15 protein-coding genes and 1 pseudogene are annotated in these 17,435 nt (G+C 69.1%); 7 read left to right on the top strand and 9 right to left on the bottom strand.

Annotated elements, in window-relative coordinates; translation table 11 throughout:
• The first annotated feature begins 748 nt into the window (after positions 1-748).
• Complete coding sequence (locus ABD220_RS03935) at positions 749-2,155, top strand: MBL fold metallo-hydrolase (protein WP_344120014.1); 1,407 nt, start codon at positions 749-751, stop codon at positions 2,153-2,155.
• A 279-nt stretch (positions 2,156-2,434) separates the two neighbouring features.
• Positions 2,435-3,604 carry an MFS transporter gene (locus ABD220_RS03930; protein WP_344120012.1) on the top strand — a complete coding sequence of 390 codons (1,170 nt, stop codon included), beginning with the start codon at positions 2,435-2,437 and terminating at the stop codon, positions 3,602-3,604.
• Positions 3,605-3,674: 70 nt separating this feature from the next.
• On the opposite strand, the gene ABD220_RS03925 is transcribed toward ABD220_RS03930, so the two are convergent.
• The 8 genes from ABD220_RS03925 to ABD220_RS03890 form a co-directional block, all read right to left on the bottom strand.
• Entirely contained in the window at positions 3,675-4,019 is a 345-nt protein-coding gene (locus ABD220_RS03925) for a DsrE family protein (RefSeq protein WP_344120010.1), read from the bottom strand.
• A 69-nt stretch (positions 4,020-4,088) separates the two neighbouring features.
• Complete coding sequence (locus tag ABD220_RS03920) at positions 4,089-5,357, bottom strand: MFS transporter (RefSeq protein WP_344120008.1); 1,269 nt, start codon at positions 5,355-5,357, stop codon at positions 4,089-4,091.
• Positions 5,354-6,421 carry a HoxN/HupN/NixA family nickel/cobalt transporter gene (locus ABD220_RS03915; RefSeq protein ID WP_344120006.1) on the bottom strand — a complete coding sequence of 356 codons (1,068 nt, stop codon included), beginning with the start codon at positions 6,419-6,421 and terminating at the stop codon, positions 5,354-5,356. Before ABD220_RS03915 ends, ABD220_RS03920 begins: the two co-directional genes overlap by 4 nt.
• A gap of 123 nt (positions 6,422-6,544) precedes the next feature.
• On the bottom strand, positions 6,545-7,897 hold the full coding sequence (locus tag ABD220_RS03910) for an MBL fold metallo-hydrolase (RefSeq protein WP_344120004.1): 1,353 nt from the start codon (positions 7,895-7,897) through the stop codon (positions 6,545-6,547).
• A gap of 130 nt (positions 7,898-8,027) precedes the next feature.
• Positions 8,028-8,414, bottom strand: a complete 387-nt coding sequence (trxA, locus tag ABD220_RS03905; RefSeq protein WP_344120002.1) for a thioredoxin — start codon at positions 8,412-8,414, stop codon at positions 8,028-8,030.
• A 92-nt stretch (positions 8,415-8,506) separates the two neighbouring features.
• The gene (locus ABD220_RS03900; protein ID WP_344120001.1) at positions 8,507-9,370 is read right to left on the bottom strand and encodes a sulfite exporter TauE/SafE family protein; all 864 of its coding nucleotides are present in this window, start codon (positions 9,368-9,370) and stop codon (positions 8,507-8,509) included.
• 38 nt (positions 9,371-9,408) lie between these two features.
• Complete coding sequence (locus ABD220_RS03895) at positions 9,409-9,705, bottom strand: rhodanese-like domain-containing protein (RefSeq protein WP_344119999.1); 297 nt, start codon at positions 9,703-9,705, stop codon at positions 9,409-9,411.
• A 103-nt stretch (positions 9,706-9,808) separates the two neighbouring features.
• Complete coding sequence (locus ABD220_RS03890) at positions 9,809-10,402, bottom strand: rhodanese-like domain-containing protein (protein ID WP_344119997.1); 594 nt, start codon at positions 10,400-10,402, stop codon at positions 9,809-9,811.
• Between the two features lie 129 nt (positions 10,403-10,531).
• On the opposite strand from ABD220_RS03890, the gene ABD220_RS03885 reads away from it, so the two are divergent.
• The 3 genes and pseudogenes from ABD220_RS03885 to ABD220_RS03875 form a co-directional block, all read left to right on the top strand.
• Positions 10,532-10,789 (top strand): metal-sensitive transcriptional regulator, encoded by a 258-nt coding sequence (locus ABD220_RS03885; RefSeq protein WP_344119995.1) that lies wholly within the window; start codon positions 10,532-10,534, stop codon positions 10,787-10,789.
• 84 nt (positions 10,790-10,873) lie between these two features.
• Positions 10,874-11,293 carry a DUF302 domain-containing protein gene (locus ABD220_RS03880; protein WP_344119994.1) on the top strand — a complete coding sequence of 140 codons (420 nt, stop codon included), beginning with the start codon at positions 10,874-10,876 and terminating at the stop codon, positions 11,291-11,293.
• 448 nt (positions 11,294-11,741) lie between these two features.
• Positions 11,742-12,124, top strand: a pseudogene (locus tag ABD220_RS03875) (recombinase family protein); the annotation flags it as partial.
• 362 nt (positions 12,125-12,486) lie between these two features.
• Here ABD220_RS03875 and ABD220_RS03870 read toward each other — a convergent pair.
• The gene (locus ABD220_RS03870; protein WP_344119992.1) at positions 12,487-13,233 is read right to left on the bottom strand and encodes an SAM-dependent methyltransferase; all 747 of its coding nucleotides are present in this window, start codon (positions 13,231-13,233) and stop codon (positions 12,487-12,489) included.
• A gap of 352 nt (positions 13,234-13,585) precedes the next feature.
• Here ABD220_RS03870 and ABD220_RS03865 point away from each other — a divergent pair, with 352 nt between their 5' ends.
• Together ABD220_RS03865 and ABD220_RS03860 are read left to right on the top strand one after the other, a co-directional pair.
• Entirely contained in the window at positions 13,586-14,722 is a 1,137-nt protein-coding gene (locus tag ABD220_RS03865; RefSeq protein WP_344119990.1) for a lycopene cyclase family protein, read from the top strand.
• Between the two features lie 474 nt (positions 14,723-15,196).
• A complete protein-coding gene (locus ABD220_RS03860; RefSeq protein WP_344119988.1) occupies positions 15,197-16,249 on the top strand; it encodes a zinc-dependent alcohol dehydrogenase family protein in 1,053 nt (350 codons plus the stop codon).
• Positions 16,250-17,435: the final 1,186 nt, after the last annotated feature.

Genomic DNA, 17,435 nt, shown 5'->3' with positions numbered 1-17,435 from the left:
CAGGAGCTATCCCTCAACCGTTGATCGGTGCAGAGCAAGAGGCCCTTGCTCTCTGCAGGGGCCTCTTGAAGGATGCTGGGGACAGGCTACGCGCGCTCGTCGTAGTGGTCCTCATGCTCCGAATGCCGGTGACCGTCGTGGAGATAGTCCACTGATCGCCGTGCTCAACGGTCTCATGCTCACAATTCTCGCCGTGGGTGTGCTTCGCCTTGGTGTGCTCGGCCTGCTTGTTGTGACCAGCCATGATGATCCCCCTTGGACGAACGAGCCCAGAACAGGCGCGTTTTTCCAGTGGAGCACCGGGACCAGAATCTGGCAATGCTTCTGCGGACGAAGCAAGAATTCCCTCGCAGGTCTCGCATGCCTTGAGATGAACGATCAATCGCGCTTTCAGCGCTGACCGAGCCACTGCTGATGGACTCGTGGACGCGGGTTACACCAGTAGCCCGGCGCACCCTGCTTTACACATGGCCCCGTTAACGGTGGATCGCGTTGCAGTATGGGCCGCTTGTCCATGCACCTTGGGGACCGTGACAGGGGTTGAAGGGTCTGGTCGCAACGGTTGGCGTCCGGCCATCCTCCCTGGTGTGGGCTTTCCTGTCGTTCAAACGCGGGTGAGGATGAGCCGCACTCCTATACCCCCAGGGGTACTTGCGGGATACCCCTGGGGGTATTATCGTGGTGTGCAGACGGCCGGAGGAACCTCCGCCGAAACCCCTGTACCACCGACTCCCCGAAGGAGAGACCCATGCTGATCGAGCGCATCTACGACGAGGACCTCGCCCAGGCCAGCTACATGATCGGCTGCCAGGCCACCGGCCAGGCCCTAGTGGTCGACCCCCGCCGCGACATCGACGTCTACCGCCAGATGGCGGCGAAGAGCGGCATGGAGATCACCGCGGTCACCGAGACCCACATCCACGCCGACTACCTCTCCGGCACCCGCGAGCTGGCCGCGGCCACCGGGGCCACCATGTACGTCTCCGGTGAGGGCGGGGAGGACTGGCAGTACGAGTTCGAGGCCACCCGGCTGTACGACGGCGACGAGATCCGCCTCGGCAACATCGTGGTGGCCGCCGTGCACACCCCGGGGCACACTCCCGAGCACCTGTCCTTCCTGGTCACCGACGGCGCCTTCGCCGACGCGCCGGGCTACCTGCTCACCGGCGACTTCGTGTTCTCCGGGGACCTGGGCCGCCCGGACCTGCTGGATGAGGCCGCCGGCGGGGTGGACACCCGCTTCGAAGGCGCGAAGCAGATGTTCGCCAGCCTCAAGGAGAAGTTTTTGACCCTGCCCGACCACGTCCAGGTCTTCCCCGGCCACGGGGCTGGCTCGGCCTGCGGCAAGGCCCTGGGCGCGCTCCCGTCGACCACGGTGGGCTACGAGCGGCTCTACTCCTGGTGGAATCCCTACCTGGCCGCCAATGACGAGGAGGGCTTCATCAACGAGCTGCTGGAGGGTCAGCCCGACGCCCCGTTCTACTTCGGGCGGATGAAGAACCAGAACCGGCAAGGCCCGGCCGTCTTCGGTGAGCGGGTGCCCCTGGCCGAGCTCAGCGTCGAGACCGTGGCCGAGCAGCTGGCCGCCGACGCGGTGACCTTTGTGGACACCCGCTCCGTCGATGCGGTGCACGCGGGGACCGTGGCCGGGGCGCTGAACATCCCGGCGGGCAAGTCGATCGCGACCTACGCCGCCTGGGCGGTGGACCCGGAGACCGATCCCCGTCCGCTGGTGTTGCTGGCCCCGGACCAGGAGGCTGCCGATGAGTTCTGGGACCACCTGGTGCGGGTGGGTATCGACCAGGTCGCCGGCTACGTCACGACGATCGAGGGTTTGCCGCAGGCCACCCCGCGCCTGGTGGCCCCGGAGGAGGTCGAGGCCTTCGAGAAGGCGATGCTGCTGGATGTGCGCGCCGTGAGCGAGCACGCCGCCGGGGCCGTGCCCGGGGCGACCCAGCTGCACGGGGGCCGGGTGCTGTGGAACCTGGACCAGATTCCTGCCCAGGGCACGGTTGTGACCTACTGCCAGAGCGGGCTGCGGTCCTCGGTAGTGGCCTCGACCCTGCGCCACGCCGGCTACGACGTCGTGGAGCTCGAGGGCTCCTACGCCGCCTGGGCCGCCGCCCACCAGGACACCGCGGTCGCCGCCGGCTGACCCGGGGCATCCAGCACTGAACGGCCGGAGGGGCCACTCGCATGATGCGGGTGGCCCCTTCGGTCGTGTCCGGCGCCTCGAGGTGGCGGGTGGTCAGGTGCTGACCGAACGGTGCCGGGCCGTGGAGGTAGCCTCAAGCCCGGGCGGCCGTGACGAGCGGTTCTATCGGTTCTTTCACCGCGGTCTACTGATGAGCAGTCAAACTGAGCGCATCGTGTCGGCCGATGCTGCTGCGGTGGACAGCGGTTCCTGTGTACGCCGCAGCATGAGGAGGTATCCGTGACACTTTCGGCGGGCAGCCGGATCGGGTTGGCCGGAGCGGCGGTGGTCGGGGTCGCCTTCGGCATGGCCCGCTATGCCTACGGTCTGACACTGCCCGACATCCGGGAAGACCTGGGGCTCTCCGAGCTGGTGCTCGGACTGGTCGCCAGCGCCACGTTCGCCGGCTACCTGGCCGGCCTGCTGCTCGCAGGCCGGCTCGCCGCTCGCCACGGTTCGCGCGCTCCGACCACCGTGGGTGGGGCCTGCGGTGCTGCGGGGGCGGTGCTCGTGACCTTCGCGCAGGCCCCCTGGTTGCTGGCCGTCGGTGTCGTCCTGGCCGGCAGCGCCGGTGGCTGGGTCTGGGCACCGTACTCCGACATCGTGACCCGTTCGGTGCCCGCACGGCAGCAACCCCGAGCGTTGGCGATCATCACAACCGGCACCAGCGGCGGGCTCCTGTTGCTGGGCGGGCTGGCCGTGCTGGCCGCAATGGGCTCCTGGCGGCTGGTCTGGGCCGGCATCGCGGTGGCCGCGGTGGTCGCGGCGGTCGTGAACCTGCGCCTGGTGCCGCGCACCAGACCGACCCCACGCCCGCCCGCACAGGGCGGCGCCTCCTCGCTAGCGGCAGCGCTGCGGGTTCCGGGCGCCTACTCCGTCGTCTACTTCGCCGTCGTCGTCATCTATTTCACCTACGCCGCCGACGCCCTCGACCGCGGCACCCTCCCGGCAGCAGCCGTCCCGGCGCTCTACGCGACCATCGGCCTCACCGGCATGGTCGGCGTGGCGACCGGGGCCCTCGCCCAGCGGATGGGCAGCTCCCGGGTCGCCGCGCTGAGTCTCGGAACGGTCGCCGCGGCGCTGGTGCTGCTCGGTCTGGCCAGCGACTCCCTGACCGCGACGATGGCCTCGGCCGGCATCTTCGGTGTCGGGTACATGACAGGATCGGCGGTGCTCGCCGTCTGGACCGCCGAGCTGGTGCCCGACCGGGCAGGCGCGGCGTTCACGGCCTGCCTGGTCGTGGGGGCCCTGAGCTCGGTCGCAGCGCCGGCCATCGCCGGTGCCATCATCCCCGGCCTCGGGCTGGGGGCGCTGCTCGTGATCACCGCCGCGGTGTCCCTGTCCAGCGGGGTGGCCCTGATACTGTACGGGTCCACGCCAGCGGCGACCGTGGGTGGAACCGGGCCGTGACCCCCAGAGCCCTCACCGACGTCGACGCGCAGGCGCTGCGTTGTGCTCAGCCGGTCCCCGGTGGTGCCGGTCAGGGGTGCAGGTAGGACCATCCTTCGCTCTGTCGGGTGACGAGGTGGGCGACACCGGAGGCCACGACCACCGCCTGGGGGTGGATGTCGGTGGGGGTCAGGCGGCGGGCGGCCATGGTGTTCTGGCACACGCACAGGGTCACCCCTGCCGCCAGCAGACCGGTGAGCTGGGTGGTGAGCTCTTCGGCGGCCGGGGCGGTGGCCACGGCGATGCCGGGACCGTGGGTGATGAGCTCCACCTGGGTCTCGGGTCCGAGGGCAGCGAGAAGGTTGGCGGTGTTCTGCAACACGGTCTGGGTTTTCTCCGGGGCGGCGTCGTTGAGGTGGATCACGGCACGGTGCATCGCGGGGGGCCTTTCACAGAAGGGGCATGGTGTCGCGGCCACTGTAGCCAGCCGGCCACTGGCGGGACCTCAGGCGCCGGTGTGGTCGCGCCCGCGCATCCGCACGGCGACCACGCCCCCGGAGGCCGCGGTCAGGGCGGCGACGACGGCCACGGCCGCGGGGATGCCGAAGGCGTCGGCGACCACCCCGGAGACCACCGCACCGACGGCGAACCCACCATCGCGCCACAGCCGGTAGATGCCCACCGACCGGGCCCGCCAGGTGGGATGGGCGACATCGCCGATGGCGGCCAGCAGGGTGGGGTAGACCATCGCGGTCCCGGCCCCGAGCAGTACCACCGCCACCAGCCACATCTCGAACGTGGAACCGGCCGCGATCAGGCCCAGGGCCGCGGCCTGGGTGAGCATCCCGGCCACGATGAAGCCCTTGCGCCCCCACCAGTCCGACAGCGCACCGGTGGCCAGCTGCAAGGCGCCCCACACGGCCGGGTAGGCCGCAGCGAGGATCCCAATCTGGCTTAGGGTCAGTCCGGCGGCGGCGAACAGGACCGGGAACAGCCCCCAGGCCAGCCCGTCGTTGAGGTTGTTGACCATCCCGGCCTGACTGACGGCCGACAGGGACCGGTCGCGGAAGCTGGTCAGGGCGAAGACCTCACGGTTGCTCAGGGACCCGTGGGCGTGGGTGTGGGTGGTGACGTGGCCGGTGGCCTCCAGGTGGGCGTGGTTCCGGGTCTCGCGCACCGCGAGGACCGACAGCCCCAGCCCGAGGGCGATGTAGGCAGCCCCGAGCAGGAACGGGGCCGGGCGCAGCCCGTAGTGGGCGGCCAGGTATCCGGTGGCCATGGCCGTGGCGGCGACCCCGAGGTAGCCGGCGGCCTCGTTGAGGCCCATCGCCGCCCCGCGCCGGTGCGGGCCGACCAGGTCCATCTTCATCACCACGGTCGTGGACCAGGTCAGGCCCTGGCTGATGCCCAGGACGAGGTTGGCGGCCACGATCCACCCCCAGGAAGGCCCGTAGATCAGCAGCAGCGGCACGGGCAGGGCGATCAGCCACCCGGCCACCAGCACGGGTTTGCGCCCGTAGCGGTCGGCGAGGGTGCCCGCGAGGTAGTTGGTGGCGGCCTTGGCCACCCCGAAGGCCAGGATGTAGGTCAGCGAGCTGGTGTAGAGATCGAGCCCGAACTCCTCGGTGGCCAGCAGCGGCAGCACAGTCCGCTCCTGCCCGAGGGTCCCGCCGACCAGGGCATTGACGACCACCAGCAGGGTGAACTGGGCCAGGTTCTGTCGCAGCCCCAGCACGGTGGCCCGGGCCGGGCGGTCGAGGGCCGGGCGGGTCATGCCCGGGGCCCCGTGGTGGCGGGGGCGGCCCAGCGGGCCGCGGCGGTGGTCGCCCAGGCCAGGGCCAAGAAGGCGATCAGAGCCAGCCCGAGGAAGTTCAGGTCCACGGCCTCGATTGCGGCCAGGACTCCGCCGGTGGGCTGGGTGAGCTCGGCGACCACGGAGAGCAGGCCCATGCCGCCGATGAGGAAGGCGATGAAGACGGACACCCCGGTGACGACGAGGTTGTAGTCGAGGCTGCGCCGGGCGTTACCGGTGGCCTGGCTGTAGATGCGGGCCATCATCAGTCCGTCGGCGCTGTCGAAGGCGGTCATGCCCGCGGTGAACAGCACCGGCAGCACCATCGCGGCGTACCAGGGCAGGGTCGGGGCCAGGGTCCCGGCCAGGACGAACAGGCTGATGGAGGCGGCGGTGTCCAGGCCTAGCCCGAAGAGGAACCCGACCGGGTACATCTTCACGGGGCGGTCCACCGTGCGGGTGAGTGGGTGCAGCACCCGGTGCAGCACTCCGCGCCGGTTCAGGTGCGTGTGGAATGCGTGCTCGTCGACCGGGCCGTCGCCGATGGTCCGGCGCAGCCGGTGCAGGGACCGGAGCGCCGGCAGGTTCAGCGCCCCGACGGTGAGCAGGAACAGCCCGGACACGGTTCCGCCCCAGATCCCGGCGGCTTGGCGCAGCGTGGAGTCCTCATCGGCCAGGCCCGCGGTGAAACTGTCCACGCCCAGGGCCAGCAGGGCCACGGAGGCCACCACCACCGAGGAGTGTCCCAGGGCGAACCAGAACCCGGTGGTCACGGTGGTGCGCCCGCGGGTGAGGAACTGGCGGGTGGAGTTGTCGATGGCGGCGATGTGGTCGGCGTCGAAGGCGTGGCGCACCCCCAGGGCGTAGGCGCCCACGGCCAACCCGAGCAGCACCCCGGAGTTGGCCCCGGCAGCGGCCTGGGCCGGTAGCAACCAGGCGAACAAGGCCCCCCATCCGGCCACGTGCAGACCGGCGACGGTGGCCCCCATCCCGGTCAAGCTGCGGACCTGCCCCCGGGGGTGGGGATCTACGGTGCGGGTTTCCATGCGGGGCCTTTCCTAGGTGCCGGGTGCGCGAACATGAGGCTCGAATGGACCACGGGGGCGGGCTGGGGAGTCCTGTGCCCGCCCCCGAGCTCCGTTACGGGTGCACGATGATGGCCTGGGTGCTCAGCTGTCCATGGGCAGGCCGGCCTCGGCGGCCTCGGCGAACATCGCGTCGATGTGCACCGGGTCCTTGCCGGCGCGCTCGAGCAGGGACGCGGCGACCCCGGAGCGGTACCCGGAGCCGCAGTGCACCCACAGCTTCCCCGCGGGAACCTCGGCCATCCGGGTCAGCAACTCGTGCAGCGGGATGTTGACCGCCCCGGCGATGTGGGAGTCCTCGTACTCGTCCACCCGGCGCACGTCCAGGACGGTCTCCTCGGCCGGGCGGTCGGCGAGCACCTCTCCCCAGCCCACCCGCGGGTAGGAGGACACGGCCGCCCCGGGGGCGAGCTTCTCCGGGTCCTCGCCCAGTGCCGCGTCGGGGGAGTCGATGCCGATCCGCGACAGGTCCCGGATCGCGTTCTCGACGTCGCCGCGGGAGCCGACGAGGGTCAGCTGCCGGTCGTAGGGGAAGACCCAGCCCAGGAAGGTGGTGAAGCTTCCGCCGTCGCCGTACTCGAAGCTGATCGTGCCCTTGAGATGGCTGGAGGAATACGCCACGCGGTGGCGCAGGTCCACCACCCACTCCCCGTCCTCCAGCCGGGACCGCAGCTCGGCCGGGTCCAGGGAGTCGGGCACCTCCAGGTCCGGCTCGGTGGGACCCGCGGCGTTGGCCGGGCCCATGTGCACGTAGTAGTTGGGGTAGGCGGTGAGGTTGCTGATCAGCTCGGCGACGAAGTGCTCCTCGTCGGGGTCGGTGTAGACGTGGTTGGTGGTGAACTGCTCGCCCAGGGTGGACTCGTCCGCGCCGGTGGCGGGGCCGGAGGAGCAGAAGGAGCCGAAGCCGTGGGTCGGGTACAGGGCGGCCTTCTCCTCGGCCTCCTGCGCCAGGCGGCGGGCGGAGGCGTACTGGTCGTGGGTCAGGCCCACCGTGTGCTCGGAGCCCAGCAGGTCGGTGCGGCCCACGGAGCCGTAGAGGACGCTGCCGCCGGAGAACACGGCCTGCTCCTCGCCGTGCTCCACCACGAAGGAGAGGTGGTGGTGGGTGTGGCCGGGGGTGGCCACGGCCTTCACGGACAGCTCGCCGACCTGCACGGTTTCCCCGTCGGTAATCGGGGTGCGCTCGAAGGAGACGTCGTCGGCGGCGTTCACCAGATAGGCGGCCCCGTACTTGCGGGCCAGGACGAGTCCGCCGGTGATGTAGTCGTTGTGGATGTGGGTCTCGGCCACATGGGTGAGGCTCACCCCGGTCTGCTCGATCAGGGCCTCGACGCGGTCGATGTCGCGCTGGGCATCGATGACCAGGGCGGTCTGCCCATCGTGCACGAGGTAGCTGCGGTCCCCGAGCTGGGGGGTGTCGATGACGGTGACGTCCATGATGTGTTCCTCCTTGGTGGTGCCCGCGGCGCGCCGCGGGGCGGGGTGGCGGTCTTGAGGGGTGCTAGCGGCAGCGGGGCAGGGGCGGGTGCCACGCGGGAAGCGGCGTCCCGGTCGCGCCCGCCGCGGCTCAGGCCTGCTGTTTGGTCTTCTGCTCGGCCTGCTGTCGGGCGAGCTCGGCGTGGACCTGGGTCATGTCGAGGTCCTTGACGGCGGTGATGACCTGCTCGAGCCCGGTGGCGGGCAGGGCGCCGGGCTGGGAGAACACGAGCACGCCCTCGCGGAAGGCCATCAGGGTAGGGATGGAGCTGATGCCGGCCGTCGCCGACAGGCGCTGCTCGACCTCGGTGTCGACCTTGGCGAAGACGACGTCCGGGTGCTTGGCGGAGGCGGCCTCGTAGGTCGGGGCGAACATGCGGCAGGGGCCGCACCAGGACGCCCAGAAGTCCACGAGCACGATGTCGTTGGACTCGATAGTGGGGGCGAAGTCGGCTTCGGTGATGTCGATGGTGGCCATGGGGACCTCCTCGGTCGGTGATCTTGGTCGGTGATCTCGGAATCGGTCGTAGCGGACGGTGTGCGGAAACGGTGGGAGGAAGAGGGCGAGGGTCAGGCCGTGAGCGGGGTGCGCAGCGGGCACCTCGGGACGGCGAACCAGCAGACCGCTGCGGCCACGCCGGCGGCCGCAGCGGTGATCCCGACGGCGAGGCCGGCCGCGCCGGGCAGCTCCTGGACCAGGACGAACACACCCATGACCAGGACGAAGAGGCCGAAGCCCTGGCGCAGGGCGGCCTCGGGGATCCGCCCGGCCAGCCGGGCGCCGGCGAACGAGCCGGCGACCGCGGCGGCGGTCACCGCCCCGACCAGGGCCCAGTCCAGGGAGACGGTGGTGAGGTAGCCGGCGAGTCCGGCGAAGGACTTCATGGCGATGACGACCAGGGAGGTGCCCACGGCCACGGGCATGGACAGCCCGCCCAGCAGGGCCAGGGCCGGGACCACGAGGAACCCGCCGCCGGCGCCCACCAGGCCGGTGACCAGGCCCACGACCAGGCCCTCGGCGACGACCTTCAGGACGGGCAGCTCGCCGTCGTGGGCCCTGGCGGGCCCGTTCCGGCGACCGCGGAGCATGGCCAGGGAGGTGGCGACCATCATCAGGGCGAAGGCGATCATCAGCACGGTGCCGGGGATGTAGCCCCCGGCCAGCCCGCCGCCGAAGGCCCCGGCCATGCCGGCCGCGCCGAAGACCAGGCCGGTGCGCCACTTCACCCGTCCGTTGCGGGCGTGGTTGACAGCACTGACGGCCGAGGTCACCCCGACGACGAACAGGGAGGCGGCGATGGCCTCCCTGGGGTCCAGGCCGGCGACATAGGTGAGGATCGGGACGGTGAGGATGGACCCGCCCCCGCCCAACAGGCCCAGGGAGAGCCCAATCACCACCGACAGCAGCAGGGTCAGCACGAGCGTGAGAGTCATGAGGAGTGTCCTTGTCCTGGCGAAACCGGGGGGTGGGGTCAGCGGGTGGGCAGGCCGGCGCGCTGCCAGGCGGTCATGCCCCCGGCCATGGTGTCGGCGGTGTAGCCGGCGGCGTTGAGCGCCTCGGCGACCCGGGCGCTGCGGTTCCCGCTGCGGCAGACCGCGATCACCGGGCGGGCCTTCTCGAGTTCGGCCAGGCGGGTGTTCAGCTGGCCCATGGGGATGTGGAGGGCGCCGGGGATCATGCCCTCGGCGACCTCGAAGTCCTCCCGGACATCAAGGACCTGGTCCTGGGCACGGCGGGCTTCGGCGTCGGTGATGGTGATCTCTGACATGACTGCTCCTTGAGGGTGCTCGATGGCGGTCGACGGTGGGGTGCCCGGGGCTGACCGAGGGGTGCGTGTGGCTCTCGGCCGGCCCCGGGCAGGGCCGGTGGGCTCAGGCGCCGGCAGCGGGGATCTGCTGGATGGCCGTAGCGGCCGTGGGCTCCTGCGCGGTCTTGTTCCAGGGCATGGCCGCCAGGGCCTTGCCCATGGCGCAGGTGTTGGAGGCGGCCGAGAAGGTCAGCCCGGTGCCGATGATCCCGGCCACGGTGCGCAGCTTCGGGGAGACGAACCGGCCCCCCACCAGCCCGGTCAGCACCAGGGATCCGGCGACCATGCGTACCTGGCGCTCCAGGTCCCAGCGCTGGGCCCCGCGCACGACGTCGCCGCCGGCGTTGGCGAAGCCCGGGGCGCCGCCGGTGAGCACGTAGGCGGCGTCGACCCCGGCGGTGGACAGCTTCTGGCGGGCCTGCTCGGCACGGACCCCGGACTGGCACACCAGCACGACCTGCGCACCCAGGCGTGCGGCCAGATCGGCGGTGTGCTCGGAGAGCAAGGGCAGCGGCACGTTGTAGGAACCGCGGATGTGCAGGGACTTGAACTCGGCGCCGGAGCGGACGTCGATGATCACCAGGTCCTCGTGCTGGGCCATCCACTGGCGCAGGGTCTGCGGATCGAGGGTGGTCACGGTGGTAGTGGCGGAAGTCATGGGGATCCTCTCGGAAGAACTCACGGAAACGGGGTGTGCACCCAGTATTACCGATACCCCCGGGGGTATGCAACACACCCCGGGGGGTATAGGATGGTGGTACGCCCCAACCCTCGTCAGGAGAACCCCATGCAGCTGGACACCACCGAACTGACCCCCGTGATCAACCGCCTCAAGCGCGCCCAGGGCCAGCTGGGTGCCGTGGTGCGCATGCTGGAGGAGGGCCGGGACTGCAAGGACGTCGTCACCCAGCTCTCGGCGGTGTCCAAGGCCCTGGACCGGGCCGGGTTCGCCATCATTGCCAGCGGCCTGGAGCAGTGCCTGACCAACCCGGAGGAGACCCTGGACAAGAAGGACCTGGAGAAGCTGTTCCTATCCCTCGCCTGAGCCCGGAGAGCCTGACAGTCCGACAGTCGGGAGCCGGCGACCCCTGGTTGCCCACTGCCTGACCACGCATCCAAGGAGCAGAACATGACCTACACCCACACCGTCACCGTCGCCCTGCCCTACGACCAGGCTGTGGAACGCACCCGCGCCACCCTGGCCGAGCAGGGCTTCGGCGTCCTCACCGAGATCGACGTCAAGGCCACCTTCACCACCAAGCTGGGCGAAGAGGCCGGCCAAGCCGTCGGCGACTACGTGATCCTGGGCGCCTGCAACCCGCACCTGGCCAGCAAGGCCCTGGCCGCCGAACCGCAGCTCGGCGCCCTGCTGCCCTGCAACGTCGTGGTCCGCCGCAGCGACGACGACCACACCACCGTCGAGGCCATCGACCCGCAGACCATGGTCCAGCTCAGCGGCACCCCCCAGATGCGCGAGGTCGCCGACGACGCCGACACGCGACTGCGCGCAGCCCTGACCACGCTCAGTGACGCCAGCTCAGCCGGCTGAGCACTCTCCCATCGAGGCCACAGCACAGAACCACAGACCACAGGGGCGCCCCACCACCGGTAGGGCGCCCCTGCGATTGGCCAACCGCATAGTTCGAGCCCCCGGATAGGCTCCCGCACGGGGTACCCAGCATTCCTGGCTCGAAGGTGCAGTCGCAGTCTCGGAGCCACTCGAAAGGTGATTGGACGACGGGGGGCCAGAATCGGGCGACACGCTCCGCTTTACATATGGCTGCTTACCGGACATTGACCGGCGGGAGTTCCCGCATCTGGTGGAACTCCCGTCAGTTCGATCTTGTGCCGGTTCCGCGGTGCGACGCGGTCTGCACGCTGTACCGGGGCTGGTTCCTGCCTTCCTGACGGACAGGGGAGGGATCATCGCAGTGGCTGTGGCGTGTCGTGTTATTGCGCTACTACGACACTACTCAGTTGGTCATGTAGGTCCGGAGGTGGGTCCACCGACGCAGAACATGCTGACCTTTGCCGAGCAGCCACACAGCAAGGGGGCCGGGTTGCGGGTGCAGAACCTCGGTGGGGGAGACCTGGACACGGCCACCCCGATGGGGTCGATGGTCTTTACCGTCATGGCTGCCCTGGCTCAGATGGAGCTGGAGATCAAGCAGGAGCGGACCACCGACTCAGTGGCTATACGGAGAGCCGCTGGCAAGGACCTCGGGGGGGGCGGCGCCACACCTTCACCGACTCCCAGATGCGCAACGCCCTCCGGCTGATCGAGGGCGGGGAGCCGGCCACTCAGGTCACCCGCGACCTCGGCATGTCGCGGGCCACGTTGTATCGGCGGATCCGGGGACTTCCCGTACCGGTCGTCTGAGGAACGCCCGTCTGCGAATCCGGAGCGTCGCCGAGGCCGGGCCGATCGGGGGAGTGGATACCAGGAGCTGGTCGACGGGGTCGTGTCCGGTGCTGGTGCAACAGGGTGACCATTGTTTCTGTGCGGTGTCGGCTCCGCCACGGCACCGGCCATGTGAAGGGTCTTGTTCGCGCTAGTCGTCTCCGTCCCGTCCGCCCACGTGCGTCGCAACCGGCTCCAAGGCTCGCAAGCAGGTCATGGCACGGAGAGAGTCGGGGTCCGACTCGCTCATGCTGCCGACCGCCGTGCCGCGGTGACGAGATGTCCAGTGCGGGTCCCAGACGGTGTGGCGCCCGGTGCCCGGTGCCCGTACGGGACGGTGGTCAGCGTTTCATGAGGGCGAAGACTCCCCAGCCGAGATACTCACGCGTGGAGCGCGCGTAGCGGGCGGGCTCGGCGGTGAGTTCTTCCCGTACCTCGGGGGCCAGTTCGTCCTCCGGGTTCCGGTCGAGCCAGCGGCGCAGGTTGAGCCACTGGGCTGCGGCATAGCGGTCCCAGCTGTCCTGGTCGGCCAACATCATCTCCACGACGTCGTATCCCAGATCCTGGAACTGCCCGAGCAGGTCGGGGAGGAGCAGGAAATCAGCGATGCCGGTGGCGTGGCACGCCTGGGCGGTCTCCTCGTCCGGAGGGGTCCGCCGCCAGTAGGGCTCGCCGATCAGCATCAGCCCTCCGGGGCGGAGGCTGCGGCCGAGCAGCTCGGCGGTTCCGGCGACGCCGTTGCCGATCCACGTGGCGCCGACACAAGCGGCGAGGTCGACCGGTTGGTCGGCGACATAGCCGGCGGCGTCACCGTGGACGAACTCGACCCGGTCCGCGACGCCGAGGTCGGCGGCGCGGGCCCGGGCCTGCTCGGTGAAGACCGTGCTGATGTCCACCCCCGTGCCGGTGAAGCTCAGGTCACGGGCCCAGGTGCACAGCATCTCGCCCGAGCCGCTGGCCAGGTCGAGCACCCGTGTCTCGGGGGCGAGGTGGAGCGCCTCGCCCAGGGCGGCGAGCTTGTCTGCAGTCAGCGGGTTGTGGATCCGGTGGGTGCTTTCACGGATCGTGAAGATGCGGGGAAGGTCCATCACCAGATTCTTCTCTGTCACGCCTTACGAAGGGAAGAGCGCTAAGACTGCGGCGCGACCCGGTGCCATCCGATCCAGCTCAGCACCCTTCCGCTTTGCATATGGCCCATTCTCGGACAGCAAGCCAACTCGGACGTCACCTGCCTATGCTGCAGTCCCGGACGTCGGACCAGGGGTCCAACGTCCCGTTTAGGCAAGGATCCTTTGGCCGGATCGGTACTTTGTACCCTGTTGGTGCACGGCGTGCTACTGCTACCGTCGCTGGTCCTGTTGGCACAATCTCCCCAGTGGCGCTGACGGTTTTGAGAGCGGCCGCAGCGATGCCTGTGTCTGGAAAGGGGGTGCCCTACTGATGACCCACCCAGCGCAGGAGTACGACGTCATCATTGCCGGGGGTGGACTTGCCGGGCGTAGCCTCGCCTATTTCCTGAGTAGGGAACCAGAGCTGGCCGGGGCCCGGATCCTCATCATCGACGACGCCGGAGACCGATACCCGCACCGTTCCCTGATCTACTGGCACGACAACGCCCTCCCGTTGTCCCTGACTCCCGAAGCCACGTTCACCAGCCTCGCGGTCGACGCAGGACCTGCCCAGCGGGTCCTGCCGCTCAAACGCCACCGCCTGTGCCTCACCTCGTCACGGCCGGTTTTCCGATGCCTCGACGAAGTCATTGACGCCAACCCTCACATCACCCGTCTTGACGCACATGTCTCACGAGTGCGGGCCCATGCCGCCTCGGTGGAGGTGGCCCTCTCCGATGGCCGGCTCTTCACGGCGTCCCACTGCTTCGACAGCACCTCGCCCCCCACCGGGATCAAGGCGCCACTGCTCATGTCGGGTGAGGTTCGACGGGTGCGAACGGCGCACAATTCCTTTGACCCATCGGTTGCCACCTTCATTGATTTTCGATCCGGTGAGCATAAGCCCGTGCATTTCCACTGCGTCCTGCCGATCTCAGCCCAAGAAGCTGTCGTTGAAGTCACCCGGATCACGCCGGGGCAGGTTCCCAGCCCGAAGTTCTCGTTCGAACAGGCCACGTCGGCTTATCTGCGCGAGGTGTGGGGTGTGCAGGAGTTTTCCTCGGTGTCCGTGGAACGGGGATCCATCCCCTTGGGTATCCGCCCCCGACCTGCCCGCGGCCGCCATGTGCGCATCGGATCCCCCTCCGGGGCTGTCAAGGCCACCACGGGATATGGCTTCACCCGCATTCTTCGGCAAACCCAGCACCTCGCCTCCACGCTGGCATCCACCGGGTCACCTGACACTCCCCGGCCGTCCCCGCGCTTCCGCTGGTACGACAAGCCCGTGCTCAAGATGTGGGAACACGATCCTGAACACGCGGTGCAATTCATGAAAGCCGCGTTCACCTCAGGTGATGCTGATCTCGTCCTTGACTTCCTCGACGAGCGAACCACTTTCGCCCAGGAACGGGGGCTGTTCACCTCCATGCCAGTCACGACGCTTCTGCAGCCACGTCTATGGATCTGAGCCCGTCATCAAAACTTTCTGTCCGGGGGAACCGGCAAACCAATCCTCTGCACGCGGGAGCTGTCAACAGATTCGACACAGGGTGCAAAAGGACCACCTGGGGTTGCCCCACTATCAGGGGACATCTGCTCTGATGCCCGAGGCGTAGGCATGGGCGAGGTCTAACCGATGCCACTGCGCAGTCGCTGGTCGGCCCTTGGGCACCAGAGGCGAGGGCCTGATCGGGGTGGCTCGTTTCTGCGACTTCGCATATGGCCCAATACCGGCCACCACCACGGAAGTCATGGGCTGGCTCCGGCCGTGGAGTCAGCGCCGACCACGTTCCGCGCGAGCTGCGCTGTAGTGAGGGTCAGACCTCCGGGCGGAGTGCGGGTTCGTCTCATACCAGTGATTCCGCGGCTGCCGGAAGTCTCCGGCCTACGCTGAGGGTGAGCGGCCCGGCAGCCCGCCGGTCCGGCGACCGAGGAGGACCCCATGAAGGCACTCGTCTACCACGGACCGGGCAGCAAGGCGTGGGAGGAGGTCCCGGAACCGGCCCTCCAGGACCCCACCGACGTCATCGCGAAGGTCGACACGACCACCATCTGCGGCACCGATCTGCACATCCTCAAGGGCGACGTCCCCGCCGTGACCGACGGTCGGATCCTCGGCCACGAGGCGGTCGGCACGATCACCGAGGTCGGGGACGCCGTGACCGGGCTGAAGCCCGGGGACCGGATCATCATCCCGGCGATCACCAACTGCGGGAAGTGCTCCTACTGCAGGAACAACCAGCCCTCCCACTGCCTCACGCTCGGGGGCGTGGGCTGGGTCTTCGGCCACCTCATCGACGGCACGCAGGCCGAGTACGTCCGCGTGCCGTTCGCGGAGACCTCCGTGCACAAGGTCCCGGAGGGCCTCGACGACGAGGACGTCCTGTTCCTGACCGACGCCCTGCCCACGGGCTTCGAGATCGGGATCCTCAACGGCAACACGAAGCCCGGCGACACGGTCGCGATCGTGGGCGCGGGCCCGGTGGGCCTGGGTGCGGTCATGACGGCGAACCTCTGCGGCGCCGGGCGGGTGATCACCGTGGACCTCGACGAGAACCGGATGGACAAGGCCCTCGAGCTCGGGGCCACGGACAAGGTCAACGCCGGGGACCCGGACGCGGTCGCGCGGATCAGGGCGCTGTCCCCGGACGGTCTCGGCGTGGACGTGGCCATCGAGGCCGTGGGCGTGCCCGAGACGTTCCGGACGTGCCTGGACGTGGTGCGGCCCTACGGCACGGTGGCCAACGCCGGCGTGCACGGCAAGCCGGTGGAGCTGCCCCTGGAGAAGATGTGGATCTCCAACGTCCGCATCAACATGGGGCTCGTGGACTGCCGCACCGTGGGCAACCTGCTGAACATGGTCCGCTCCGGGCGGCTGGACGCGAAGGCGATGGCCACCCACCGCTTCACCATGTCCCAGATGGAGGAGGCCTACGAGCTGTTCGGCAACGCCGCGCAGCACCGGGCGGTCAAGGTGGTCGTCACCGCGGACTGAGCCACGGCCCCGCCCACGGGGTGCGCGGCGGTCGCACCACCGCGCACCCCATGGACCCCACTAGGCTGCGCACACATCTGCGCCTGCTGGCTTGTTTCTTTCCGGGCGACCACGCCGACCTGCTCGTCGGAACCGGACTCCCGGGCGTACTCATCATCACTGTGGCCGAGCATTGCCGGGCTCAAAGCAGCCGGATGCACCCGGAGACCATCTCCCTGCGACGCGTTGAGAGAGTATCGCTGTCTCACCCACCTGGAACGCCAGCGCCCGCAGACTCGGAGCCATCTGCGCTGCAGCGACCGTGGTACTCAGCCTCATCTACGCCATCATCCTGATCGTGGGGCTGTTGTCACTGCCCTCACCGGAGGCATCGATCGGTGGCCCTCGGCCGTTTACGACTTAGACATCCTCGCTTGGGACGCGTTCTTCGCTTTGGCAGTGCTCTGCGCCGCTGAAGTCTCCGGGGGTACCCGTCTGGCCACGTCTATCCGGATGCTGTTAATCCTCAGCGGAGTCCTGGCTCTAGGTGGGCTTAGCGGGGTACTCACCAGTGATATGCAACTGCGCAACATCGGCATCCTCGGCTACGCGGTGGTGTTCCCCCTCGCGACTGGATTGCTAGCGCTGCTCTTCCACCGGTGCGATACCGCACGCCAGTTCCTCGTGCCGATGCAGCGTCCACTGCCGTCGGCGACGCCGGATAGTCTTCTCGCTGCTCCACCACTACGCCCTTACGCACCCACGGTCCGCAGTGACAACTGACAACGAACGCTTGCCCACGCATGAAGCCCTCCTTGCTCCACCGCGCGCGTTGAAGTTGGGTTTGCCTTCCCGCTATCTCTGCCCTTTCTTTGCATGCGGCGCGAAACTGCTCTGGATAGCGGCCTGCTCTTGGGCCGGCCCCGCGCAGGCGGGGACGGACGTGAGGAGGGCGGGGTTGATGCCTGGACCCATGACGTTGTGGGAGGTGACATCTGAATCGATCGTCGTTTGGTGACTGCCGCCAGAGATCTCGTGCTAACAGATGAAGCATGCTTCACTAATGGGCACAGGGAGGGGAGTATCCCACCGACGCTCCGCCGTCACTACGACCCCGCGTGAGGGGCCCGGCGGGCGGGCCCGCGAGGGTCGGGAGAGACCTCCGATCGGATCGATCGGAAGGATCTTGTCATGGAGGTTCCGTTCT

The organism is Kocuria aegyptia (assembly GCF_039530085.1).
GTDB classification, from domain to species: domain Bacteria; phylum Actinomycetota; class Actinomycetes; order Actinomycetales; family Micrococcaceae; genus Kocuria; species Kocuria aegyptia.
The sequence above is the reverse complement of the archived record's forward strand: the minus strand, read 5'-3'. Positions and strand labels throughout refer to the sequence as shown.

What these genes read in the sequence shown, in the direction of transcription:
- ABD220_RS03935 (WP_344120014.1), top strand. Translation starts at nt 749, where the DNA reads ATGCTGATCGAGCGCATCTACGACGAGGACCTCGCCCAGGCCAGCTAC.
- ABD220_RS03925 (WP_344120010.1), bottom strand. Translation starts at nt 4,019, where the DNA reads ATGCACCGTGCCGTGATCCACCTCAACGACGCCGCCCCGGAGAAAACC.
- ABD220_RS03920 (WP_344120008.1), bottom strand. Translation starts at nt 5,357, where the DNA reads ATGACCCGCCCGGCCCTCGACCGCCCGGCCCGGGCCACCGTGCTGGGG.
- ABD220_RS03915 (WP_344120006.1), bottom strand. Translation starts at nt 6,421, where the DNA reads ATGGAAACCCGCACCGTAGATCCCCACCCCCGGGGGCAGGTCCGCAGC.
- ABD220_RS03910 (WP_344120004.1), bottom strand. Translation starts at nt 7,897, where the DNA reads ATGGACGTCACCGTCATCGACACCCCCCAGCTCGGGGACCGCAGCTAC.
- trxA (WP_344120002.1), bottom strand. Translation starts at nt 8,414, where the DNA reads ATGGCCACCATCGACATCACCGAAGCCGACTTCGCCCCCACTATCGAG.
- ABD220_RS03900 (WP_344120001.1), bottom strand. Translation starts at nt 9,370, where the DNA reads ATGACTCTCACGCTCGTGCTGACCCTGCTGCTGTCGGTGGTGATTGGG.
- ABD220_RS03895 (WP_344119999.1), bottom strand. Translation starts at nt 9,705, where the DNA reads ATGTCAGAGATCACCATCACCGACGCCGAAGCCCGCCGTGCCCAGGAC.
- ABD220_RS03890 (WP_344119997.1), bottom strand. Translation starts at nt 10,402, where the DNA reads ATGACTTCCGCCACTACCACCGTGACCACCCTCGATCCGCAGACCCTG.
- ABD220_RS03885 (WP_344119995.1), top strand. Translation starts at nt 10,532, where the DNA reads ATGCAGCTGGACACCACCGAACTGACCCCCGTGATCAACCGCCTCAAG.
- ABD220_RS03880 (WP_344119994.1), top strand. Translation starts at nt 10,874, where the DNA reads ATGACCTACACCCACACCGTCACCGTCGCCCTGCCCTACGACCAGGCT.
- ABD220_RS03870 (WP_344119992.1), bottom strand. Translation starts at nt 13,233, where the DNA reads ATGGACCTTCCCCGCATCTTCACGATCCGTGAAAGCACCCACCGGATC.
- ABD220_RS03865 (WP_344119990.1), top strand. Translation starts at nt 13,586, where the DNA reads ATGACCCACCCAGCGCAGGAGTACGACGTCATCATTGCCGGGGGTGGA.
- ABD220_RS03860 (WP_344119988.1), top strand. Translation starts at nt 15,197, where the DNA reads ATGAAGGCACTCGTCTACCACGGACCGGGCAGCAAGGCGTGGGAGGAG.